General features: G+C 56.9%; 23 protein-coding genes and 4 pseudogenes. 6 read left to right on the top strand and 21 right to left on the bottom strand.

Annotated features, from left to right (window positions below):
- The first annotated feature begins 53 nt into the window (after positions 1-53).
- Positions 54-254 (top strand): PA3496 family putative envelope integrity protein, encoded by a 201-nt coding sequence (locus CAI21_RS09290; RefSeq protein WP_116302026.1) that lies wholly within the window; start codon positions 54-56, stop codon positions 252-254.
- Positions 255-632: 378 nt separating this feature from the next.
- Here CAI21_RS09290 and CAI21_RS09280 read toward each other — a convergent pair whose 3' ends face one another.
- From CAI21_RS09280 to relA, 4 genes are all read right to left on the bottom strand, one after another.
- On the bottom strand, positions 633-1532 hold the full coding sequence (locus tag CAI21_RS09280; RefSeq protein ID WP_116302025.1) for a sensor histidine kinase: 900 nt from the start codon (positions 1530-1532) through the stop codon (positions 633-635).
- A gap of 5 nt (positions 1533-1537) precedes the next feature.
- Positions 1538-2149: a hypothetical protein gene (locus tag CAI21_RS09275; RefSeq protein ID WP_147305076.1), complete on the bottom strand. Its 612-nt coding sequence runs from the start codon at positions 2147-2149 to the stop codon at positions 1538-1540.
- A gap of 149 nt (positions 2150-2298) precedes the next feature.
- Positions 2299-3228 carry a hypothetical protein gene (locus CAI21_RS09270; RefSeq protein ID WP_116302023.1) on the bottom strand — a complete coding sequence of 310 codons (930 nt, stop codon included), beginning with the start codon at positions 3226-3228 and terminating at the stop codon, positions 2299-2301.
- Positions 3229-3405: 177 nt separating this feature from the next.
- Positions 3406-5670, bottom strand: a complete 2265-nt coding sequence (gene relA, locus CAI21_RS09265) for a GTP diphosphokinase (protein ID WP_258868178.1) — start codon at positions 5668-5670, stop codon at positions 3406-3408.
- Between the two features lie 131 nt (positions 5671-5801).
- Between relA and lexA the strand changes: the two genes are divergently transcribed.
- From lexA to CAI21_RS09250, 3 genes are all read left to right on the top strand, one after another.
- A complete protein-coding gene (gene lexA / locus CAI21_RS09260) occupies positions 5802-6404 on the top strand; it encodes a transcriptional repressor LexA (protein WP_116302022.1) in 603 nt (200 codons plus the stop codon).
- Positions 6405-6526: 122 nt separating this feature from the next.
- Positions 6527-7303: a translesion DNA synthesis-associated protein ImuA gene (gene imuA / locus CAI21_RS09255; protein ID WP_116302021.1), complete on the top strand. Its 777-nt coding sequence runs from the start codon at positions 6527-6529 to the stop codon at positions 7301-7303.
- 124 nt (positions 7304-7427) lie between these two features.
- On the top strand, positions 7428-8849 hold the full coding sequence (locus CAI21_RS09250) for a Y-family DNA polymerase (RefSeq protein ID WP_116302020.1): 1422 nt from the start codon (positions 7428-7430) through the stop codon (positions 8847-8849).
- Between the two features lie 35 nt (positions 8850-8884).
- Here CAI21_RS09250 and CAI21_RS09245 read toward each other — a convergent pair whose 3' ends face one another.
- Complete coding sequence (locus CAI21_RS09245; protein ID WP_181919347.1) at positions 8885-10015, bottom strand: HD-GYP domain-containing protein; 1131 nt, start codon at positions 10013-10015, stop codon at positions 8885-8887.
- Positions 10016-10254: 239 nt separating this feature from the next.
- On the opposite strand from CAI21_RS09245, the gene CAI21_RS09240 reads away from it, so the two are divergent.
- A complete protein-coding gene (locus CAI21_RS09240) occupies positions 10255-11379 on the top strand; it encodes an aminotransferase class V-fold PLP-dependent enzyme (protein ID WP_116302018.1) in 1125 nt (374 codons plus the stop codon).
- A 15-nt stretch (positions 11380-11394) separates the two neighbouring features.
- Here CAI21_RS09240 and CAI21_RS09235 read toward each other — a convergent pair whose 3' ends face one another.
- The 15 genes and pseudogenes from CAI21_RS09235 to CAI21_RS09165 form a co-directional block, all read right to left on the bottom strand.
- Positions 11395-12195 (bottom strand): TatD family hydrolase, encoded by an 801-nt coding sequence (locus CAI21_RS09235; protein ID WP_116302017.1) that lies wholly within the window; start codon positions 12193-12195, stop codon positions 11395-11397.
- 14 nt (positions 12196-12209) lie between these two features.
- Entirely contained in the window at positions 12210-12572 is a 363-nt protein-coding gene (locus tag CAI21_RS09230) for a PilZ domain-containing protein (RefSeq protein WP_116302016.1), read from the bottom strand.
- Between the two features lie 8 nt (positions 12573-12580).
- The gene (locus CAI21_RS09225; protein WP_258868177.1) at positions 12581-13060 is read right to left on the bottom strand and encodes a hypothetical protein; all 480 of its coding nucleotides are present in this window, start codon (positions 13058-13060) and stop codon (positions 12581-12583) included.
- Positions 13061-13108: 48 nt separating this feature from the next.
- A pseudogene (locus CAI21_RS09220) lies at positions 13109-13542 on the bottom strand (DNA polymerase III subunit delta'); the annotation flags it as partial.
- Positions 13542-14168: a dTMP kinase gene (gene tmk, locus CAI21_RS09215; protein ID WP_116302041.1), complete on the bottom strand. Its 627-nt coding sequence runs from the start codon at positions 14166-14168 to the stop codon at positions 13542-13544. The pseudogene CAI21_RS09220 and the gene tmk, both read right to left, overlap by 1 nt.
- A gap of 20 nt (positions 14169-14188) precedes the next feature.
- Entirely contained in the window at positions 14189-15184 is a 996-nt protein-coding gene (gene mltG, locus CAI21_RS09210) for an endolytic transglycosylase MltG (protein WP_309544948.1), read from the bottom strand.
- Positions 15185-15226: 42 nt separating this feature from the next.
- Positions 15227-16057 (bottom strand): aminodeoxychorismate lyase, encoded by an 831-nt coding sequence (pabC, locus tag CAI21_RS09205; protein WP_116302012.1) that lies wholly within the window; start codon positions 16055-16057, stop codon positions 15227-15229.
- A gap of 19 nt (positions 16058-16076) precedes the next feature.
- A pseudogene (gene fabF, locus CAI21_RS09200) lies at positions 16077-17317 on the bottom strand (beta-ketoacyl-ACP synthase II).
- Positions 17318-17412: 95 nt separating this feature from the next.
- Positions 17413-17652, bottom strand: coding sequence for an acyl carrier protein (gene acpP, locus CAI21_RS09195; RefSeq protein WP_116302011.1), 240 nt, complete (start codon positions 17650-17652; stop codon positions 17413-17415).
- A 98-nt stretch (positions 17653-17750) separates the two neighbouring features.
- Entirely contained in the window at positions 17751-18500 is a 750-nt protein-coding gene (fabG, locus tag CAI21_RS09190; protein ID WP_181919346.1) for a 3-oxoacyl-ACP reductase FabG, read from the bottom strand.
- Positions 18501-18502: 2 nt separating this feature from the next.
- Complete coding sequence (fabD, locus tag CAI21_RS09185) at positions 18503-19450, bottom strand: ACP S-malonyltransferase (protein WP_116302010.1); 948 nt, start codon at positions 19448-19450, stop codon at positions 18503-18505.
- Positions 19451-19639: 189 nt separating this feature from the next.
- A pseudogene (locus CAI21_RS09180) lies at positions 19640-20616 on the bottom strand (beta-ketoacyl-ACP synthase III).
- Positions 20613-21640, bottom strand: a pseudogene (plsX, locus tag CAI21_RS09175) (phosphate acyltransferase PlsX). The pseudogenes CAI21_RS09180 and plsX overlap by 4 nt, the downstream one beginning before the upstream one ends.
- A gap of 97 nt (positions 21641-21737) precedes the next feature.
- Positions 21738-21917, bottom strand: a complete 180-nt coding sequence (gene rpmF, locus CAI21_RS09170; RefSeq protein ID WP_116302008.1) for a 50S ribosomal protein L32 — start codon at positions 21915-21917, stop codon at positions 21738-21740.
- Between the two features lie 17 nt (positions 21918-21934).
- Complete coding sequence (locus CAI21_RS09165; RefSeq protein ID WP_181919345.1) at positions 21935-22330, bottom strand: YceD family protein; 396 nt, start codon at positions 22328-22330, stop codon at positions 21935-21937.
- 344 nt (positions 22331-22674) lie between these two features.
- On the opposite strand from CAI21_RS09165, the gene CAI21_RS09160 reads away from it, so the two are divergent.
- Positions 22675-23247 carry a Maf family protein gene (locus CAI21_RS09160; RefSeq protein WP_116302006.1) on the top strand — a complete coding sequence of 191 codons (573 nt, stop codon included), beginning with the start codon at positions 22675-22677 and terminating at the stop codon, positions 23245-23247.
- 90 nt (positions 23248-23337) lie between these two features.
- On the opposite strand, the gene CAI21_RS09155 is transcribed toward CAI21_RS09160, so the two are convergent.
- Positions 23338-23988, bottom strand: coding sequence for a S49 family peptidase (locus CAI21_RS09155; protein WP_116302005.1), 651 nt, complete (start codon positions 23986-23988; stop codon positions 23338-23340).
- Positions 23989-24041 lie beyond the last annotated feature (53 nt).

Raw genomic sequence — 24041 nt, 5'->3', positions numbered from 1 at the left:
TTCAGGTAACACGACCTGGGGAGTCATAGGCATCTTTCCGGAGGAAGGAAAAGATGGATAACGACCTTGATTATGCCGATGCCTGGGATGACACCGAAGAAGATCTTGCCGGTCAATGGATTGAAGATAAGCTGACACGAAACAACAACAACCAGCGCCGACAACGAGGCAACTGGCGAGTCATAGAAGAGCTGCGGGAAGCGAAACGCTTACGCCAGCTACTCGACGACTATGACGATTACGACGACATCTGACCTAATTGGCCTGGGGTTGCCCATGCATTCGATGGCAACCCCACCCGCTCCTTAAGGAGACGCTGATTAATTCCCTGGGGTCTCTGCGAACCTGAGCCGTGCTCTGGCTAGGCGCGGCTCGCAGCGAATGGCCGTCGCCCTTTGCAAGAGTCGCAACAACGCCAGGGTGCGGCTCAGGTTCGCCCGCAGGGGCCGTGTGGCGCGCCCGCAGGCGGCGTTGCGCTCCTTGACAAGGGCGACGGCCATTGCCTGCGGAGCGCGCCTTGCCTGCGGAGCGCGCCTTGCCTGCGGAGCGCGCCTTGCCTGCGAACGCGCCACGCGGAGAGAGACCCCAGGGAATTAATCAGCGTCTCCTTAAGCAATTGGCACTCTGTTCTGTTAATTTGCAGGTAAAGTAAACCAAAAGCGCGCTCCGGCTCCAGGCTCCGACTCTACTCCGACCCGCCCCCCATGACGGGCCACAGCCCACTGGACACGCGCGAGCCCAGCTCCTAATCCGGGATACTCTTCCTCAGTATGCAAACGCTGAAAGGGCTGAAAGATTCGCTCGGCGAACTGAGGGTCCAGACCGATACCATTGTCGGTCACTGCAATTTCCCACTCCGAGCCGAGTCGAGCCGACGAGACCGTGATTCGGGGCGGCTTTTTTCCGCGGAATTTCAATGCATTATCCAATAGATTCCAAAGCGCCATCTCCAATAATTGACGGCTGCCTTGCACCATGGGTAAAGCACCGATCTCAAGTTTAGCGTCCGCGGTATTTAACTGATTAGCAAACTCTTCGCGCAGATCTTCAATCACAGCATTCAGATCGACCTCCGTACCGGATACCGGCTCTCGGAGAATACGGGACAGTTGCAGTACGACGCCCAACATAGCCGACATGCGTAGCGCACTTGCCGTGGTAAGCTCCAGAAACTCCCTCCCTTCGTCATCCAACGGCTCGGCATAGCGCTTCTCTAATAATTGGCTGAAACCAATCACCATCCGCAAAGGCTCTTGCAAGTCGTGGGAGACGACGTAAGTGAAATGCTCCAAGTTATCCTCAGCTCGCCGCCTAGCAGCATCCGCAACTTCCAGCTCGAGCTGAAGCTCGTCTCGCTCTGCCCGCAATTCCCGGAGCGCTTCCCGCAGATTCTTGCCTCCTACAGAGCGCGCCTCCGGCGCGGCAGAGCCGCCGGAGGCGTATGGTCGACGAAAGCGATTGGCATAGTGCCGCCAGAGCAACGCACCCGAAAGGCCAGCAGCAAAACCAGCGGCAAGCTTATCGGCAAGCATATCGCTTAATTCGGAACAGTACCGGGCATGGCGTGCTCAGCCTGCCGCTCTTCGTATTCCTGATGCTTCTCGGTAAACTCGGCGATAATCTCTTCCGTTTCCGGATCTTGCTCCTGCATCGCGGTCATAACGTTCTCTTCGAACTGCTCGTGAGCGGCCTGAACCTGCTCATCCTCCATTACCGCCATTTGCGCCTGCTCAAGCAGCAGGTACTCTGATTCCGCCTCTTCCATCAGTGCCATCTGCTCTTCCGGGGTAAGATCAGGCTGTTGCAAAGCCATCTGGATTTCCTCGATCCGCGATATGCTCTGCTGTGGATTGAACCCCTCTTCCTCCATCGCAGCAACCATGATGGTACTCAGCTCTTCGGCTTGTTGCTCCAGCTCTGGATTGGCATCCAAAGCGGCCATTTGAATTTCCTCCAAACGCTGCTGCAACATCACCAGCTCCAGCTCAAGCTCTAAGAGGTCATCGTCAGCCTCCGGCATCACCTCGCCTTCCGGAACCGGCGCAGGAGCGGGCTGCGCGGCCAACGCTTGACTGCCGAGAAACAAACCAATAATCAGAATACTCAGGATACAGAGGCTATAACGGAGTGGACGGCGTTCGACTGTCATCGGCAACATCTCCCGTTCGGGGCTAAAGCCCCTGCTGCGATCGTGCAATGGGCAACTGCCCGCCCTCTCACTTTCGTGAGCAACCAAGCAGCAACCGGCCTATTAGCCGAATCTGAGGGCATGCCAGCCTCTCCACAAGGAAAGCCTAATCAATCGCCTTTTAATACCATACGCAGATTCCGTTCATGCGGCGCCTCTTCTTGCTTGCGCGTAGCATGCTCCGAAGACTTCTTAGCGGCTGCCGGCGTATTCTTGGTACTTAACCGGCGTACGGCCTCTTCTAGCTCGTCGATACTGCTATGCGCCAGAATGCGATATTCGTCATCGTCGATCGGACTATCGAGCTCATCACGAATGGCAAGGTATGCCGGAATAGTTAACTTAGCGAGCTTTAATGAAGACTTAGCAGCTTCTAGGGCTAATTCGTGCTTGAGTCGATTACGCTCGCGCATCATCCTCGTCCGCTCATCAAGCGCACCGGTTATTTGCCGCTGCAAACGATCGAAACGAAGATTAAGGTCGTTCCAAATCCCCTGCTCTTGCATCCCCTCGCCGGCCACACGCGTAATTTGCGCCAATAGCTGGTCTCGCTCATACGCCATATGCGAGATTTTGCTATCGACCCCCTCCACTTCTTGCTCCAAATCCCAGATCGGGCGCTGCCGCGTGGTTAGCGTCATATACCCCATACTGAACTCGGTAGCGACGGCCATGGTGGTTCTTATCGCGTGCTCGCCACCCACCACATTCACTTTGCCTAAGGCGCCATTGAGATAATCGACGACAACGCTCCCTTCCTCTTTCGTCCAGTTTTTACCCGGAAACTTACCGAGAAAGTCTTGCGCGCGCGCCATGGCTTCCGCAGCGGGTAGAAAAACGTCTCGTTTCAATTGTTGAGATCGCTGTTCGGCGTCGCGCGCTCTATTTTCTTCGGCAAGGATTTGCCGGGCCCGTAGCGACCAACGGATAGAGACCATCGCCACCAACAACAGCGTAATCGCCACGCCGACATACAACCACTCAACCGGCACCGGCAGTTCCGATAAGCTCTGTATCCCGGAAGCATTAAACCCTTCCATGGAAACTCCTTTTTCTTTAGGGGGAGACACACACCGTACGCATCATCGAGAACACGACGGCATGCGCAAAAAAGCGAAGCGGGAGAAGTAGACAAGAAATGGGGGTCGAGAAAAGAAGAAGCAATAGACGAGCTTGAGCGCCCGCCTATTCAGCACGGCACCCTAAGCAGCTTACACTTATGTGCGCCGACGCACGTCGAGCACATTACGTAAACTGGCAATGCGATGCATAATCCGGCTCATCTGGGCGACATCGCGGATTTCCATCGTCAACGTCATGCGCGCTCGGTGATCGCGAGGGTCGGTTCGGGTATTTACGCCTAGAACGTTAATCTTCTCGTTCGACAGCACGGCCGACACATCGCGCAACAGCCCTTGCCGATCCACGGCATCGACTTCGATATCCACCGGGTAAGCTTTATCGCCCGGCCGCGTCCAGCTCACCTCGATTAAACGCTCTCCTTCGCTCTCGCTTAATCGGGAAAGATTGCGGCAGTCGCGCCGATGAATCGTCACCCCTTGGCCACGAGTAATAAATCCGACAATGGGGTCGCCCGGCGCCGGCTTGCAACAACGCGCCAATCGCGTTAACAAATTACCGACACCATAAATCGTTACATCGTCGCTGGCGCCCGAACGTTTCTTATCGCTTGAAGGCGTACCGGTCGGGATAACCTCCAACGACACATCCGGCTTGGGTAGAATCTGATCGGTCAGCAGATTGGCGATCTGGCTACTGGTAATATCGTTACGCCCAATAGCTGCCAAGAAGTCCTCGACCTTCGGGAAGCGGCTCTTTTGCGCCAACCGCTCCAAACTCACGTCCTGCACCCCCAAACGATGCAACTCCCGATCCAGGGCATGCCGACCGGCTGTCACGTTCAGCTCTTGATCCTGCTGGCGGAACCAGGCCTTAACCTTCGACCGCGCTCGAGAGCTGCGCAAATAGCCTGCGCCCGGGCTGAGCCAATCCCGGCTCGGCTTGCTATGTCGAGCGGTTAAAATCTCCACCTGCTCGCCGTTCTTGAGCTCGTAGGTCAGCGGCACGATACGACCATTAACTTTAGCGCCTCGGCAACGATGGCCGATATCGCTATGGACGTGATAGGCAAAATCCAGCGGCGTCGCCCCGCGCGGGAGGTCGATGACATCGCCGCGCGGACTGATAACGTAAACACGATCCTCGAAAATTTCCGCCTTAAAACGGCTAATGAAATCTTCCGCTCCGTCTTCTTCCTGCCCCCACTCCAGGATCTGGCGTAGCCAGGCGATTTTCTGCTCGTAGGATTGATCCTGCGAGCCGCCTTCTTTGTAACGCCAATGCGCCGCAATCCCAAGCTCTGCCTGCTGGTGCATCTCGTAAGTGCGAATCTGCACTTCCAAAGTCTTACCTTCCGGCCCCACCACGGCTGTATGCAAAGAGCGGTAATTATTCTCCTTCGGCGTGGCGATGTAATCGTCGAATTCTTTGGGGATATGCCGCCAAAGACTATGCACCACACCCAGTACGGCGTAGCAGGTGGCAACGTCCTTAACCATCACCCGCAGCGCGCGGATATCGAACAAGCCGTCGATACCCGACCCCTTTCGCTGCATTTTGCGCCAAATACTAAATAGATGCTTCGGCCGCCCATTAACCTCCGCTTCGATGCCAGCCTTTTGCAAGGCGTCGCGCAGCTGCTGGTTGACTTCGGCAATATAACGCTCGCGGTCCACGCGCCGCTCGGCAAGCATACGCGCAATATGTTTGTACGTGCCCGGCTCCAAATACCGAAAACACAGATCCTCCAACTCCCATTTCAAGCGCCAGAGGCCCAGACGATTAGCCAGCGGAGCATACAGATCTTGCGTCTCGCGAGCGAAGGCTTCCTGCTCGGCTAAGGAACGATGCTTTAGATTACGCATATCGTCCAGCCGCTCAGCGAGGATGATAAAGACCACACGCACATCCTGAGCCATAGCCAACAGCATCTTACGCAATGCCTCGGCATGCTCCGACTCCGGCATGACGGCCTCGGCATTGTCGTGCAGGGCGTTAATCACCTCCATGCGCGACACGCCGCCGATCAGATTCACCACATCGATGCCGAAATCGCTTTCCAGCGCCTTGGCATCGAAACGCTCCAGCGGCGGCAAATCATGCAACACCGCAGCGGCTAGCGTTTCTGCATCGAGCCGTAGCTCGGCAATCAAACTCGCCACTGTCAACGCATGGGTAAAATAGGTCTCGCCGCTTGGCCGTCGCTCATCGCCATACTGTTGACGAGCGGTATCCCAGGCTCTTTTCAAAAGCGCCTGATCGGCCTCATTGAAGCTTATCGGCAGGTGGCCGAGCCAGGTATCGAACTGGAGCGTATCGTCAGCGAGCAACTCGCTGAGCTCGGCGTTTACACTAACCATGTGCGTAATATGTCTTAGCTGGAACGCGAAAATCGGCGCCATTCTAACCCAGCCTGAGCCTTCAAGGTAAATAACCTGTCTCCTAATCGAGATTAACCTCCTCGGACATAGCCATCTTTCGCTTGCATCGCACAGGCCCAATACTGTAAAAATAACCAGCAAAGGGAGGTTGTATGCAAAAACTCACACCACGGCAGACCGAAATACTGGAACTGATCAGGGACCATATGGCCGAGTCGGGGATGCCGCCAACGCGGGCCGAAATTGCCAAAGCCTTAGGGTTTCGCTCGGTTAACGCCGCAGAAGACCATCTCAAGGCGCTAGCCCGAAAAGGGGCGATTGAGCTGGTTCCCGGCGCCTCGCGCGGTATCCGCCTGTTGACGGAAAACGGTTTGCCCGTGGTCGGCCGCGTCGCCGCCGGCAGCCCCCTGCTTGCTGAAGAGCATATCGACCGGCGCTATGACATCAGCCCCGATCTATTCACTCCACGAGCAGATTACCTACTCAAGGTACGCGGTATGAGCATGCGGGACGCCGGGATTCTGGATGAAGACTTGCTCGCCGTACACAAAACGAGCGAAGCCCGCGACGGACAGATCGTAGTGGCGCGCTTACAAGATGAAGTCACCGTTAAACGTTTGGAGCGGCGCCAACACTTAGTAAGGCTACTGCCTGAGAACCCGGACTTCGAACCCATCGAAGTCGACCTCCGGCGCGAGCCGGTGATTATCGAAGGTATTGGCGTCGGCATCATACGTAACGGCAGCTTGCTTTAACACAGCAGCAAGCACATAAGCACTGCGCAATGCCGCTAACGGGTCGCTGTAAGGTCTACAACTGCGGCAGCAGAGAACGGCTTTTCGCCTGATCACCACCTGCGGGATCAACGAGGTTGCTCATGAACAAGAACAAAGCCTTGGACGAATTGCTACAACAGCCCAGTATCTGGCGGGCTGGCGATCGACAGCGGCATAGCGACGAGCGCCATATCGGCAGCGGCTATAGCGAACTCGACAACGCTCTCCCCGGCGGAGGCTGGCCTATCGGGGCTTTAAGCGAAATTCTGCACGAACACAACGGTATCGGCGAATTGCGCCTAGTCATGCCGGCCCTCTCCCGGCTCAGTCGGCAAGGCCGTTGGATCGCTTTTATCGCCCCGCCGTTTATTCCCTACGCGCCCAGCCTAGCGGGATGCGGCATCGATCTCTCCCGTGTTCTGCTGGTACACCCGCGGACGGCGAAAGAAGGCCTGTGGGCTTTGGAGCAAGCTCTTCGCACTGGGACCTGCGGCGCCGTCTTGGCTTGGCCGCGCCATATCGACGAACAGAGCCTGCGGCGCTTACAACTGGCTGCCGAAACCGGCGGTGCCCTGGGGCTTTTATTTCGAGACGAGCAAGCCGCAGCGCAGGCCTCTCCCGCAGCCCTTCGCCTCTGCGTCGACCACACTTATGGGCAAATAAAAGTGCATTTGCTTAAATGCCGTGGCGGTCGCAGTGGCGGAACCGTGACTTTACAGCTGAACGATCCCGCTACGCACCATAATGTCCCGAGAACGCCCGCTAAAGCGCCAAGCAAACCTCAACCAAACCACCCTTGGCCGATGTCTTCCGTGCAGCGCCCCCGGCGACCGGCTATGCCGCCGCGAGGCACGACCCGTCCAGCGAGCCGCAACTAGAGCTGCCGTTAGCAACGACTAAGCATGTCGCAGCTACGGCTCCCCTCCAACGACAGGAAGTCGGCAAACAGGCGGCTAATGCCTTTTCTCGCGGTTAAACCGCGGCTCACGATCAGCGGCTACTATGTTATGGCTTGCCCTATGGTTACCTCAGCTTCCCGTTTCGGTATATACCCGCACGCAAAAAGCACAACTACCGCTTGCCGTTATCGAAGGCAAACGCCTGTTAGCCGTCAACCTAAGCGCCCGGCGATTAGGCATAGAACCAGAAATGTCGCTCGGTGCCGCCCACGCCCTGGCTCCAACGCTCGCCGTACTACCGCGCAACCTAACCGCGGAACAGGAAACGCTTGAGCGATTAGCAGGTTGGGCTTTGCAGTTCACCTCTTGGGTTAGCCTGCAACAGCCCAATGGCCTGCTACTGGAAATTGCCGGCAGCCTACGCTTGTTCAACGGTTTATCGCATTTAGTAAAAGAAATTCTCGCCGGCCTTAGGGCATTAGGCTTGCGGGCGCGATACGCGATTGCGCCAACGCCCAGCGGAGCTTGGCTACTCTGTCAGGGTAAGCAAACCCAGCCAGCCTGCGATACTGACACGCTGCACGCTCAGCTATCGGCCTTACCCTGCGAAGTGCTCGCGCTGGATAAGCGGCAACACAAACACTTAACCGCCTTAGGCCTTTACCGACTAGGCGATTGCCTAAAACAGCCCCGTGCCGGTTTCTCCCGTCGTTTCGGACTGGAGACGCTCGAACAGCTCGACCGCGCCTTCGGTTATGCGCCAGACCCGCGTCACGCTTACTCGCCACCGCCTCGATTTAGGCGGAAATTAATGCTACCCGCCCCCGTTGCCGAAACGGAACCGCTACTGTTCGCCCTACGTCGTCTGCTATTGGAGCTGGAAGGCTACTTACGCGGCCGAGACGCCGGGGTACAGCAGCTTAGGATTCTTTTATCCGATGACGATGCGCTCACTCAAAGCTTAGATATTCGTCTTTTAACGCCGCAACGGGCCGCCAGTCATTTGCTTATGCTCGCTCGCCACCGTCTCGAACACACGCCGTTAACTGCGCCAGCCGAATGCATCCAGCTCATTACGGGCCGTGTTTACGCTTATCAGCCGACCACGAACGATTTACTCGATATTCGGGATAGAGTAGAGGAAGACGATGATTTGCTTGAGCGCTTCCATGCTCGCTTAGGAAAAAACGCCGTGCATGGATTACAGGTAGTCGCCGAACACCGGCCCGAACGCGCCTGGCGCTATGCACCTCCTGGTTCGCATAGCAACGACACACAATCTCCCCCTCGGCCGCTCTGGTTGTTGCCGCAACCGCAAAAACTACCCCTGAGAGAAGGGTTACCTTATTGGAAAGGCCCTCTAATACTGGAATTTGGCCCGGAAAGAATCGAAAGCGGTTGGTGGGACGATGTTGATGTAAGCCGCGACTACTACATCGCGAGCAACAGCCACGGCGAGCGACTATGGATATTCAGGGAGCGGCGTGCGCCGCGCTGTTGGTATTTACACGGCCTGTTTGCTTAAGGCGCCACACAAACAGGCCGCACGATCGGCAACCCTTACACTGACCAAATCTTGCTTAGGTTGACCGGGTAGTTCAAATCGGGCTTACAGGTACCCTTCACCTCATACGCCAACTGCCCGGTATCGCGCCGAAACGGCCTCGGCAGCGGCGCCCCCCTAGGACCGATGTAACTCGATACCACAGGTTTCAGCGACGAGCGGCCTCGCTTGACGACAATGCCGACTTCACCGTTAGCCAATTTAACAAAAGAACCCGGCGGATAAACGCCGATCTCTCGGATAAACCGCTGGGTAAAGGCCGAGGCGTAGCCTTTATCCTGACTCAAGTAGATATCGCGCAAGCCCTCTTTCGCCGTCATCCCATCTCGATAACCGCGCGAAGAAATCAGCGCCGCATAGCGATCGCTGATGGCAATAATTTGCGCCTCCTGGCTGATCGCCATCCCCTCCAGCCCATAGGGGTAGCCTTTTCCGTCAAACCGCTCATGGTGCTGCGCAACCGCCAGCAACCAAACCGAATCGTCGACGCCGATATCGCGCAACAGCTTCACCGTCTGCTCGGGATGCTCGTCGACTTGATGGCGTTGCTCTTCGGTCAACGGTTTTGCCTGGTTATGCAGCCTCGTCTGCAGGCGCAACATGCTGATATTCTGGCTTAGCGCGGCAGCCGCCAGGCTTTCGGCCCGAGCCTCATCGTAACCGAACGCGTGCGCCATCATCTCGCAGAGGAACACGCAATGGACAGGGTGACACACAGGGTATTCGTACTCATGCGTCAGATGCACCGCACCTAACATCGCATCCGGATACTCGGCATATAAGCGACGCAAATCGCCGGCTAATCGACGCAAACGCTCCCCAGCCTGGGGCTGTCGCTCCAACGCCGAACGGAAAATGCCGGGGATTCGCATGATAATGCTATCCAAACGCTCGAACGGCGACCCGAAATCGCTTTCGCTGCGTTGGTCGGCGTTCTCGCTCTCCACATAGCTACGCCGTCCGTCGTTGTCCTCTAACCGATAAACGCCACGCAAAACTAGCGCTTCGAGCTGCCTCGCGGAGGCAACCGTCGCACCCGCCTGAAGCAACAACCACCCTCGCCCGTCGAATACTGCCCAAGGCACGATCATACCGACTTCCAGCTCATTTTTTAGGATCGGCACCATGGTCATCGCGTCTTTACTCTCCCCCTCCCGTAAGGGCTACTTTAGGAAAACGCGGAATCGACCTTTTATTCCTTCAAACCGCCAACCTGGCCGGCAGAGGAGCAAAGGCGATTCAACGCTTCATTAGACTATCAGAATAGGCTACCGCAAAAGCGGCGACTAACGTAGTGCAAGCCCCCCTATTTCCGCGTATCACCCCGCGTAGTGTTATCCTCGTTGATAACAAAGGAGAGCAAGCTATGACGGAATTTCCTCACGAAGAGGATCTTATCTACCTCAATCATGCAGGCGTCGGCCCCTGGCCCCGGCGCACAGCACAAGCGGTGGTTAACTTTGCCGACCAAAACCTTCGCAGCGGCGCTCGCCATTACCCCGACTGGCTCGCCGCCGAGCAACGCCTCAGGGAGCGTTTTGCGCGTTTACTGAACGCACCCAGTAGCGACGATATCGCTTTGGTAAAAAACACTTCCGAAGGCTTGTCGTTAGTCGCCTACGGGCTCGACTGGCAGAGCGGCGACGAAGTGATCATCAACAAGCAGGAATTCCCTTCCAACCGCATTGTCTGGGAGTCCCTGCAAGAGCGTTTTGGCGTACGCGTGCGCGACATCGATCTCGGCACCGATAGTAGCCCGGAAGAGCGTCTACTCGCCGCCGTGAACGAGCACACCCGTCTCTTAGCGGTCAGTTCCGTACAATACGGCACCGGGTTGCGCATGAATCTGGAGCGCCTCGGCGCAGCCTGTAGAGAACGGAATGTCTTATTCTGCGTCGATGCCATCCAAAGCCTTGGTGCGCTTCGTTTCGATGCCCAACGCGTACACGCAGACTTCGTCATCGCCGATGGACACAAATGGATGTTGGCGCCGGAAGGGCTCGGCGTATTTTACAGCCGCCCGGAAAGCCGCGATCGCTTACGCCTTTTACAATACGGCTGGCACATGGTCGCAGCGCCCGGCGACTATAGCCGTAGCGATTGGTCCATCGCGCCTACGGCGCGCCGCTTCGAATCGGGAAGCCCCAACATGCTCGGCATCCATGCCTTGGATGCCAGTCTGAGCCTATTCGAAGAGTTAGGCATGCAGCAGATAGAAAAAGCGGTATTAAGCAACAGCCAATACTTGTGCGAGTTGATTAGCGACACGCCGGAGCTTGAGTTGATTACAAATCCGGCGTCGGACCGACTGGCCGGTATTGTTACCTTCCGCCCCTGCGACCACGACCCGGAGCCTATCTATCGGCAGTTGATGGCGGCCGGGGTCATCTGTGCTCATCGTGCCGGCGGCATCCGCTTTTCGCCGCACTTCTATAACACAAAGGCACAACTTAAGACCGCGTTAACGGCCGTTAAACGGTATAGTCGCTAATCTCTAACCGCTCGCTCACACGGAGCGAGCGGCCAACGGAAACAGCTTAAAGAAATTATCCGTGGTGGCACTCGCCACTGCTTGGTAAGTACATGCTTGCAGCTCGGCAACCTGCTCGGCCACCAGGCGCACATACGCCGGTCGGTTTTGCTTGCCGCGGTGCGGGACCGGTGCCAGATAGGGCGCATCCGTTTCGACCAGTAAGCATTCCAGCGGAATTCTGCGAGCCACATCGCGCAGCATCTCGGCGTTTCGGAAGGTCAGAATACCGGATAACGAAATATAAAAGCCCAGATCCATAAACGCCTGGGCCGTATCCCAGTCCTCGGTAAAGCAGTGGATAACGCCGCCGGCTTCGGCCGCCTTTTCCTCACGCAAAATTCGTAAGGTGTCTTCCGGCGCTCCTCGCGTATGGATAATCAGCGGCTTACCGACTTCACGAGCAGCACGCACATGACGCCGGAATCGATCGCGCTGCCATTCAAGATCGCCCTCGTTGTAAACGTAATCCAACCCCGTTTCACCGACAGCGACGAACTCAGGCGCAGCTGCCAGCTCTACTAGTTCGTCCACACTAGGCTCATACCCGGTTCCGCTGGGGTGGACGCCGATCGAGACCGAAACTTGCGGAAACCGACGCGACATATTCTTCAACAGATCGGCCGACTCGACATCGACCGCTACGTTGAGAAAATGGCCGACCCCGGTTGCCTCCGCCGTCGCCAACGCTTCCGCCGGGTCGTTATCGTCCAGGCCCAGCATATGCAAGTGACAGTGGGAGTCCACCAACTCGATCGTCGCGTTTTCCGAATGCATGCTCGCCCTTGTTCCTACATCGTATGGGTCGGCCGCTCCGATTCGAGCGACCCTGCAAGATACGTCTCGATCTTAGTCCGCGCCGGGCCGCCGTCTTTATCGGTAAACTGCAAACCAATTCCAGGTGTTCGGTTACCCTGCGCGCCTTTAGGCGTAATCCAAACGATTCGCCCGACCACCGGAATTTTCTCTGGCTCGTCCATCAAGCTCAGCAAAATAAACACTTCGTCGCCAAGTTTGTAGGTATTGGCGGTCGGCACAAACAAGCCGCCGTTACGCACAAACGACATGTACGCTGCATAGAGCGCGTTTTTATCTTTGATCGTCAGCGACAAAATACCCTGACGGGCACCGGATGTGGGTTTGCGTGTTTCCATAATTCTTATTATCCAATCCTTGAGCGACGACAAAGGCCAGTCCAGTCGATGAACAACTGCTCGGCCGCTAACGCGTCGTTGAGCGGATGAGCGATGTGTCGCTTTGCTTCGAATACCGTATCAAGATAATCATGTAAGGCGAGCAAGTCCAACCCTTGGCCTAATTCCAAGATCGCCGCGTTGTTTGCTACCGGCCGTGCCTGCCCGCCGATTAGCTCGCTGACCAACCTGAGCAGTAACTCGACTAAAACCGCCCGCTCCCCCTGCCAATCGGCGGCTACCGCGACAGGGTCGGCCTGTCCGCTGCGCAGCCCTTGCAGAGCCGCCAGTAAATGCTCGTAACGCGCTGCCATACCGCTCTCGGCATACTGGAGCGCCTGCAAGGGCGCTCCGCCAGCCAAAGGCAGATTGCGCACGGCCTCCGCCCCGCCTTCCAGCTCGCGCAACCAGGCCTCTGCAACCTCGGCGGCCGGCACCGGAATACTCACCTGTTGACACCGACTACGAATCGTAGCCGGCAGGCTCGCGGGCTTGGCGGAAACCAAAATAAGCACCGCTTCCGAAGGGGGCTCCTCCAATGTCTTCAAAAGGCTATTTGAAGCATTAATATTCATTGCATCGGCGGGATTAATCACCCCGACGCGGAAACCTGCGTATTGACTCTTGAGGAGCAAAAATCCGACACCGCGCGGATTTGATCGACCCGAATCTGTTGCTTGCCTTCCGGTGGCACGATTGTTCGGCTATCCGGATGCGTCCCGGCGGCCTCTAATTCACACCCCCGACAGTGCCCGCACGCGCCCGCCTCCGACGGTTGTTCGCAAACCAGTAGGCGTACCATTTGCTCGGCCAACCAGCTCTTTCCAACGCCCGGCAACCCCGTCAACAACAAGGCATGCGGAAAGCGCCCCTGTAGCCTCCGCTCGCTGAACTGTTTCAATAGCGGTTCCAACCACGGTAACGCGCGCATTACAGGACTCCCCGTTCGAGAATCTGCTCTCGCAATACCTCTCCGATCTGCGCCTGCACGGCATCCAAAGGCTGGCTGGCGTCAACGATCCGAATCCGATCGGGATAGCGGCGCGCACGCTCCAGGTAACACCCTCGCACCCGGTCGAAAAAGGCCTGCCGCTCCTTCTCGAAGCGATCCGGCGCCCCTCGGCGCGCTGCCCGCTCTCTCCCCACCTCTGGCGGCAGATCGAGCAACAAGGTTAGATCCGGGCGCTGCTCGCCTAGCACCCATTGCTCCAAGGCCGAGATACGCGCTGGATCGATACCTCGGCCACCGCCTTGGTAAGCATAAGTGGCATCGGTAAAGCGATCGCTGACAACCACTCGTCCGGCACAGATAGCGGGGCTAATAACGGATGCCCAGTGCTCGGCGCGCGCGGCAAACATGAGCAACAACTCGGTATCGCTACTCATGCCGGCATAATCGTCGCCTAGCAACAATCCACGCACCGCTTCCCCTAACGGCGTTCCTCCCGGTTCGCGGGTAAGCAGAGGATCGTAGCCGGCTGACTTTAAATATGTCCCGATGTAGCTAAGGCAGGTGCTTTTCCCTGCCCCTTCGACTCCCTCGACCGTTATAAACATACCCTGCCCCGTTACGGTCATCACAACTCGCCGCAGTTAGAGCGCTTCAAAATATAAATGCAAACCGCGCGGTTATGCTCTCGTAAGGTGTTAGAAAAATGATGAGTGCCATCCCCGCGCGAAACGAAATACAGCTCCGTCCCGTCTTCGGGGTTAAGCGCGGCTCGTATCGACGCCCCGCTCGGCATTGCGATAGGCGTCGGCGGCAAACCGCCTCGCGTATAGGTGTTATAGGGCGTATCGGTACGCAAATGCACCGTCCGTAACCGCCCTTCGAAACCTTCGCCCAACCCGTATATGACGGTGGGATCGGTTTGCAGCCGCATGCCGATTTGCAATCTCCGAGTGAACACACCGGCAACTTTACCCCGTTCATGCGGTTGGCCGGTTTCGCGCTCGATGATCGACGCCAGAATCAGCGCCTCGTAAGGCGTATTAACCGGCAGCTCCTCGGCTCGCCGTTCCCACTCCGTCTCTAGTACTGCTTTCAAGCGCTCGTTCGCACGGCGCAAAAACTGCACGTCAGTCGTTCCGGATGGAAATCGATACGTATCCGGATAAAACTTACCTTCCGGGTACGCGGTATCAAGGCCGACACGCTCGCCAACTTCCTCCGGCGTCAACCCCTTCAGCTCCGACTCGATATGCGGATGTGCCTGCAAGGCGTTCATCAATTGCCAGAACGTCCAGCCTTCCACAATAGTAAAGCTGTACTGAACGACATCGCCACGCGCCATTTTCTCGACCAGTTCCGGCAAGCTCATACCCGGCGTAACGGCATACTCACCGGCCTGAATCCGCCCTGCACCCTCGCTCAGCCGCCCCCACACCCGGTACCATTCCGACGGTTCCAGCAGGCCTTGGGCGGCCAAGTTGCGGGTTAGCTGCTGAAAGGAAGTTCCTCTCTCGACCTGCACATGTACGGTTTGGTCGGATAGTACAAGCGGCCGCTCAATTGTGTGCTGATAGTCCCAATAGAGCCATCCGCCGACAGCTAACATCGCGACAACAAGCAGAACCCCTACACGGGCTATGATTTTTTCATGCGTATCTCGTCGTTAGGCAGTAAACCAGTCGGGAATATCCTCCCGCGCCCGCAGCTCGACCAGTAAACGTTGGCTTACAGGGCCGACCGGATAGGGTGTGCCGTCTAATTCCGTAACCGGCCACAACCCGATCAGGCTGTTACTCACAAACACCTCGTCCGCCACGACGACGTCCTCCGGTTCCAGACGCGTCACCTGTGTTTGCAACTCCAAAGCGGCAGCCAGCGCAAGCAGATGCTCACGCATAACGCCTGCAACGCCCGCCTCCGTTAACGCTGGCGTATATAAGACATTCCCTCGCACGATGAAAAGATTGGTCATAGTGCCCTCGACCACCGCTCCATTGTCCGACAGCAAAATGCCTTCGGCAACCGACGGCGTCTCCCATTCGGCACGCGCCAAAACTTGTTCCAAACGGTTAAGGTGCTTAATTCCGGCAAGCTGCGGCTGACGGGCCAAACGCAATTGACACCAACGCACCGCCACGCCATCCCTCCACCACTGTTTCGGGTAACGCGGCAGCTCGCTCCGAATCAGGACGCGAGTCGGTTCCGCACCGGCACGACGAAACCCTCGCCCACCGACACCGGCACTCCAAATAAGCTTTAACACACCGCCCGTCACTCCCTTACACAGCATTTCCGCTTCATAAAGCAGTTGTTCCTCGTCCGGCCGCGGCAAACCGAGTCGGTCGCAGCCAAGATACAAACGCTTTAAATGGAGATTCCAAAGGCGGGGTTTAGAATGAACAACGGCGACGGTTTCGAACAAACCGTCGCCGTAGGCAAAAGCTCGGTCAGCGATATCATGCACACGCTGTCGCCGACCGTTGATCAAAATCATTAAACTTGGCGTCGCCGCTTTATTTCAGCCGGCGGAACAATACGCTACCGTTCGTACCACCGAAGCCGAACGAATTCGACAATGCTATGTCGATCTTCATGGCGCGCGCTTCGTTCGGCACATAATCCAGGTCGCATTCCGGATCGGGCGTCGTATAGTTGATCGTCGGCGGCGCAACTTGATCGCGTAGTGCAAGCAACGTAAAGATTGCTTCGATCCCGCCGGCCGCACCCAGTAAGTGGCCCGTCATCGACTTGGTAGAACTCACGGCAACCTTATACGCCTTATCGCCAAGCGCCCCTTTAACCGCGTCGCTTTCCGCACGGTCGCCGGCCGGGGTGGAAGTCCCGTGGGCGTTGATGTAATCGACTTCGTCCGGGTTGATGCCGGCATCGCGAAACGCGTTCAGCATACAGCGCTTCGCGCCGTCTCCACCCTCCGCAGGCAGAGTCATATGGTAAGCATCTCCGCTCATACCGTAACCGATCAGCTCACCGTAAATGGTCGCACCACGTTTTTTAGCGTGTTCATACTCTTCCAATACTAAAACACCGGCTCCGTCGGATAGCACAAAACCGTCACGCTCTTTGTCCCAAGGCCGGCTTGCCGCCTGTGGGTCGTCGTTGCGCGTCGATAAGGCGCGCGCAGCGGCAAATCCGCCCAAGCCAAGTTCCGTGGTGGCATATTCGGCGCCGCCTGCGAACATTACGTCGGCATCGCCATATTGAATAATACGCGCTGCCTCTCCGATGTTATGAGCGGCAGTCGTGCAGGCAGTGACGACCGAAATGTTCGGCCCCTTAAAGCCGTACATGATCGACAAGTGCCCAGAAATCATATTGATAATTGCGCTTGGTACGAAGAAGGGCGAAATCTTCCGCGGCCCCCTTCCTGATAAGCGACGCAATTCTTCTCGATAGTGCCGATACCACCGATACCGGAGCCGATGGCAACACCGATCCGCTCGGCATTTTCCTCGGACACCTCCAAGCCGGAGTCCCGAAGCGCTTGCACTGCGGCACCGATCCCGTAATGGATAAACGGGTCCATTTTGCGGGCATCTTTCGCGCTCAGATATTCGGCCAGTTCAAACCCTTGAACCGTACCGCCGAAGCGAACCGAGAAATTGGACGTATCGAATTTATCGATCGGGGCTATCCCGCTCCTGCCGGCGAGAATGTTATCCCAGGCTTCCTTAACGGAACTGCCCACCGGAGAAACAATCCCCATTCCGGTGACTACAACACGCCGTTTGGACAAGATACACCTCTCAATCTCGTAACCGAGAAATAAGTCAGGGCCGGAAAACCGGCCCTGCAATATCGCCGGTTAAGGCGGCAGAAGCACCTAGAGGCTTACTCGCCCAGGTGCTGTTTAACGTAATCGATTGCCTGCTGAACAGTGGTGATCTTCTCGGCTTCTTCGTCAGGAATTTCGCACTCGAATTCCTCTTCCAGAGCCATCACCAGTTCGACGGTGTCAAGCGAATCGGCGCCGAGATCGTCAACGAAGGAGGCTTCACCATTAACCTCTTCTTCTTTCACTCCCAGCTGTTCTACAACGATCTTCTTAACGCGTTCTTCGATGCTACTCATCAGTCTTTTCCTCTCACGTTGCGCCCGGCACGGATGTATAACTGCGGGCGTATTGTATGTGAAGACCCTGACTCGCGCCACTCGGCAACGAATTCGGCCTAGCTCATATGCATTCCGCCATTGACATGCAGGGTTTCGCCGCTGATGTAGCCGCCGGCGGGAGACGCCAGAAAGGCGACGGCCGCAGCGATATCCTCGGGCTGGCCCAGCTGGCCAAGCGGAATCTGGTCCAACAACGCGGTACGGCTGGCTTCCGGCAGCTCCCGCGTCATGTCGGTATCGATAAATCCGGGGGCCACGGCATTGACAGTAATCCCCCGAGAGCCCAGCTCGCGAGCTAGCGATTTCGTCAAACCAACCAGCCCAGCCTTAGCAGCGGCATAATTGGCTTGACCGGGGTTACCGGTGGCGCCGACGACGGACGAAATATTAATGATGCGACCATGCTTTGCCTTCATCATGGCACGCAGGCAGGCTTTGATTACGCGATACGCCGACGTTAAGTTGGTGTCGATAATCGACTCCCATTCGTCGTCCTTCATGCGCATCATGAGGTTGTCGCGGGTAATACCCGCATTGTTCACCAATACTGTTGGCGCACCAAAGCGTTCGCCGATCTCTTTAATAACCGCAGCGATGTTCTCCGCATCGGTTACGTTCAAGACCATGCCGACACCTTTAACACCTGCCTCGGCAAGCCCGGCGCTAATCGCCTCCGCTCCCTTCTCGCTGGTAGCGGTGCCGATCACGGTTGCCCCGAGACTACCTAGCTCCAGAGCAATGGCCCTTCCTAAACCGCGGCTCGCACCCGTTACCAGTGCGACCTCTTGATCCATCTTCAAGTTCATTCTTATTTCGCCTCGTTATCGGCCAGCACCTTATCGACACCGGCAGGATCGAAAACCGGCGTAGCCGCCATACCCCGCACAATTCGCTTATTCAAACCGGCGAGGACTTTACCGGGGCCACACTCAACGACTTGCTCTATACCTTCAGACGCCATGCCTTGAATGGTCTCCACCCAGCGCACGGGACTATACAGCTGCCTAACCAAGCGCTCGCGTACCGCATCCGCATCGCCTGCTTTACTAACGTCGGCATTATGAACGACGGGAATGGTCGGTGCGCTAACCGTAATATTATTCAGCCGTTCAGCCAAGCGCTCCGAGGCCGGCTTCATCAAAGCGCAATGCGACGGTACACTGACCGGCAGCGGCAACGCGCGTTTCGCGCCCGCGGCTTTCGCAGCATCGACCGCGCGCTCGACAGCCGCTTTAGCACCTGCAATGACAACCTGGCCGGGCGCATTGAAATTGACCGGCTCGACAACCTCGCCTTGGGCGGCCTCGTCGCAGGCAGCCCGGACTTGGTCATCATCCAAGCCCAGAATGGCAGCCATCGCGCCTTCGCCCTCTGGAACGGCTTCTTGCATAAAACGCCCGCGATCTGCGACTAGCGCAACGGCGTCGCCAAAAGCCAAGGCTTCGGCGCAAACAAGGGCCGTATACTCGCCCAAACTATGCCCGGCAAGCAATGCCGGCTTTGGCGCGCCCTGCTCCGCCAATACGCGCCAAACAGCAACACCTGCGACCAACATTGCGGGCTGCGTCCTGTCGGTGCGATTCAAATCGGCCTCCGGGCCCTGCTGAACCAAATTCCACAAATCGTACCCTAACGAGTCGGATGCTTCGTCAAAGGTTCGTTTAACCACGTCGTACGCCTCAGCCAACTCCGCAAGCATGCCTACGGCTTGCGAGCCTTGACCGGGAAACACATAGGCGAGCGTTTTGTTAACCATCGATCAAACCTTCTCCACCTGAAGATACGCCTCTTCGTCGACCATTGGTCGCGTGTTCGTATAATGAGGCGAGCCTCCGGCGTAAAAATAGGCCAGAGAGCAAATATGTATCCGATTGCTTATCCTGAGCGAAAGCAATTGCTGCAAGGCCTTGCGGCCTACGCGCAATTTTCTCCGCACGCAGTACGCTCAGAAGCGTACCAGTGCCGACCCCCAGGTAAAGCCCCCTCCGAATGCTTCCATGAGCAACAAATCGCCTGCCTTGACTCGACCGTCTCGCACTGCTGTATCAAGCGCCAGAGGGATGGAGGCAGCCGACGTATTACCTTGCTTCTGCAAGGTCACGACGACCTTTTCCATCGGCATGTCCAGCATCTTTGCCGTGGCGCCGATAATGCGAATATTGGCCTGATGAGGAATTAGCCAGTCGATATCGTTCTTGTCCAGATCGTTTGCCGCCAGCGTCTCGTTGACAATGCGCCCAAGCGTACGCACCGCCACTTTGAACACCTCGCTTCCATTCATGCTAATAGCCGCCAACTCCGGCGCCGCGATGAGTTTCTCGATGCCATGCGACGTTCCCCATTCCGTATGCAGCAAGCGAGAATATTCGCCATCGGCATGCAGATGGGTATTGATAATGCCCGGCTCCTCGCCCGCCTCCAACACGACAGCCCCGGCTCCGTCGCCGAACAGCACGCAGGTTGTACGGTCCTTCCAGTTAAGAACCCGCGACATCGTTTCCGCACCGACCACTAAAGCACGCTTAGCGGCACCGCTACGAAGAAACTGATCGGCGATGCTCAATGCATACACAAAGCCAGAGCACGCTGCCGAAACGTCGAAGGCACAACTACCCGCTCGCATACCGATTCGCCGTTGGATCAAGCAAGCGGTACTTGGCAGCGCTGCATCGGGCGTACTAGTAGCCAGAACCAATAGGTCGATCTCAGCCGGATCGATGCCGGCACTCGCTATCGCCCGCTCGGCAGCCATTGCAGCAAGATCGCCGCATGTCTCGCCCTCAGCTGCAATTCGACGTTCCTGAATCCCGGACCGCTCGCGGATCCATTGATCAGAAGTATTAACGATTTTTCCAAATCCTGGTTTGTCAGGACCCGCTCCGGAAGATAACTTCCGGTTCCCGTAATTCTGCCATACATCATGAGGCGCGCCCTTTGGATAACAGGGAGTCGAGTTTTTGATCGATCAAACTCGGCACTGCCTTTTCAACTTCCAGCACGGCCATTTCGATGGCACGCTGGAAGGCTATCACATCCGCTCCGCCGTGACTTTTAAGAACAATACCGCGCAAACCTAAAAGGCTAGCACCATTGTACTGGCGCGGATCGATCCGTTGTCTCAATCGACGCAACACCGGAAGCGCTACAAGACCCGCCAAACGCGTGAACAGATTACGCCTAAACTCTTCTCGCAAAAACTGCGCGATAATCGAAGCAACGCCTTCGGTAGTCTTTAACGCGACGTTGCCGACAAAGCCATCACAAACGACCACATCGGCTACCCCCCGAAAGATAGCATCTCCTTCGACATAGCCAATGTAATTTAGGTCACTATTCGCCAACATTTGTGCGGCTTGTTTGACCTGATCGTTGCCTTTAATTTCTTCCTCGCCGATATTCAAAAGCCCGACACGGGGTTTTGCAGGCCATCGATCGCCTCCGTCAACACAGACCCCATAACCGCGAATTGGAATAGATGCTCTGCGCTTGAATCCACGTTAGCACCCAAATCCAGCATACGGGTATAACCGTTGACGCTTGGAATGGTCGTGATAATTGCAGGCCGATCAATACCAGGCAACGTTTTCAGGACATAACGCGCCGTTGCCATCAGCGCACCGGTATTACCCGCGCTGACTGCGGCATCCGCCTGTTCGGCCTTAACAAGGTTAATAGCAACCCGCATCGAAGAGTCCTTCTTCAATCGGAGCGCTTGGGAAGGAGGCTCGTCCATGCCCACCTGTTGAGATGCGTGATGGATACGCAGTCGTGCGTTTTGGCTGGTACCGTGCCGTTCGAGCATTGGCCCGAGCACAGCCTCGTCACCGACGAGCACCAGTTTAACCCGACGGTCGCGCTCCAACACGGCCAGAGCTGCGGGCACAACCACATCGGGCCCGTGGTCGCCCCCCATTGCATCGAGGGCGATAGTCGCTGCGTTTGGCATATTTGACAGGCGGCCGTTACAAATTTAGGAAGTGGACCGGACTCCGCCATTGCCACCCTCTGTCATAGGCGGGCAATGGCGGCGGTATTCGAATGGCTTACTCGCCTTTTCCAGGCAGGACTTTCCGCCCGCGGTAGTATCCATCCGGGCTGATGTGATGGCGGCGGTGAGTTTCACCCGTCGTCGGCTCAACAGACAGCGTAGACGCCTCGAGGGCATCATGGGAACGCCGCATGCCACGCTTGGACGGAGTCTTGCGGTTTTGCTGAACGGCCATAGCGCAGTCTCCTAATGCTAGTCTTGATGGTTTCGGTTCTTTAAATCGGCGAGTGCGGCAAACGGGTTTTCCCGCTTTTGCGCCGTCTCGGCTATGCTACCGTTGCCGGCGCTAAGCGCCTCCTGCGGTATACAATCAATCTCTTTGTCATGCAATGCCAGCAAGGGCAAAGCGAGAATCAGTTCATCTTCGATCAACGTCGAAGTCCGCTCTCGGTCGCTTACCAACCAAGGATCGTACTCCGAAGGCAACAACTCCGCCTCCGCCTCGGAACCAACGATCCCCAACAACAGTTGGGTGTCGATGGACTCCTCGCATGCCTCAAGGCAGCGTTGGCAAATACGCTCGACTTTGGCCCGCACACGCCCCTCGACGATAGGGCGACCGCCTTGGTCGCGCCCAAAGCGCAGCACAACTTCAGCTTCCCCTACATCAGAGGCTAGGCTGTCGCACAAACGCCTCAGAAGCCGTAAAGGAAGCACTCCTTTCAGCTCGGCGTTTTTATCCGCCAGACGCAGCGGATCGAGATATTCTGGAAGCGGCGTAGCCAACATAAGGCGCGAATATTAACCGTGCGGGGAAGGCCTGTCAAAACGCGCTGCACCAAAGCGTTCACATTTTCCTTGACCATAAAGGGAACACTGCATAAGTTGCGCTACGCGCCAAGCCCTTCTCGCCCAGGAAGGGCAACGCGCCAAGCGCGCACAGCCCTCACCCCGGCGCCGCCACAAGATCGAAAAGACAAGGAGATCCGCTCATGCTGGTATTAGCATCAAGCTCACCCTATCGCCGTGCGTTACTCGATCGGCTCGCCGTTGGCTATGAAGTATGTTCGCCGGATATTGACGAGACGCGCCTGGACAACGAAGCGCCCGCCGAATACGTCGCTCGCCTTTCCCGCGAAAAAGCCCAGGCGGTGGCAAGCCGTTACCCGCAACATCTGATCATCGGGTCCGATCAAGCCGCCACCCTCGACGACGAGGTGCTCGGCAAGCCCGGAGATCACTCGCGCGCCAGAGAACAGCTACGCAAAGCATCCGGCCGCAAGGTTGTTTTCTTTACCGGACTTAGCCTACTCAACAGCGCCACCGGCCGTATACAAACCGCTACCGAGCGCTATGCTGTCCACTTTAGAGACTTAAGCGACGAGCAGATAGAGCGTTACCTCAGTAACGAACAGCCCTACCAATGCGCAGGAAGCTTCAAAGCAGAGGGGCTTGGGATCGCACTGTTCGAGCGCTTGGAGGGCAACGACCCCAATAGCCTTATCGGGCTACCTTTAATCCAGCTCGTCTCGATGTTGGCGCAAGAAGGCGTGACTATCCCCTAACCCTCCCCCTCCACGGACTCAACGGTTAGCAACGCCGTCGAAATAAGGCGGCGGGACGTCTGCACAGCACCTCCCGCCAACAAGGCCGGCTCAAAAACTAGGCGATACGCCCTCACCGCCGAGGAAAGCCGCTATACGCGCGCCCGCGGACGCCCCTATCCGCTCAGCAAACTGCGAAAAGAAATCCAATCGAGGCGTATAATCGACCAGCTCCGGCGCACCAATGACTTCCCGAGCAACGAATTCCGTACTACCGAGTTCATCGGCCAAGCCCAACTCGATACTGCGCTCGCCAGTCCAAATAAGACCATTGAACACGTCGGCATCTTCCGGCAAGCGATCCCCACGCCCGTCGCGAACCACGTCGACAAACTGCAAGTAAATTTCATCGAGCATCGACTGGACATGCCGCTCATCCTGCTCGGAGGCGGGCAAAAAGGGGTCGAGAAACCCCTTCTGCTCTCCAGCGGTATATAAACGCCGCTCGACCCCCAGTTTATCCAGCGCCTCGGTAAAACCGAACGTGCTCATCACGGCACCGATAGAACCCACCATACTGGCTTTATCGACATAAATCTGCTCGGCTGCCACCGCTATGTAATACGCTCCCGAGGCACACATATCCTCAACAACCGCGTACACCGGAATATCGGGATATTGGCCGCGCAGACGAACGATTTCGTCGTTGATACGCCCAGCCTGAACCGGACTCCCGCCCGGGCATGAGTCAAGTATGAACACCGTAACTTTCGGTTTAACTACTCGCTAATCGAGTCTCATCGCAGCGGCGCCTG

The sequence above is a fragment of the Alkalilimnicola ehrlichii genome (assembly GCF_003399765.1).
Lineage (GTDB): Bacteria > Pseudomonadota > Gammaproteobacteria > Nitrococcales > AK92 > AK92.
This window is presented reverse-complemented; position numbering and strand designations above follow the sequence as displayed.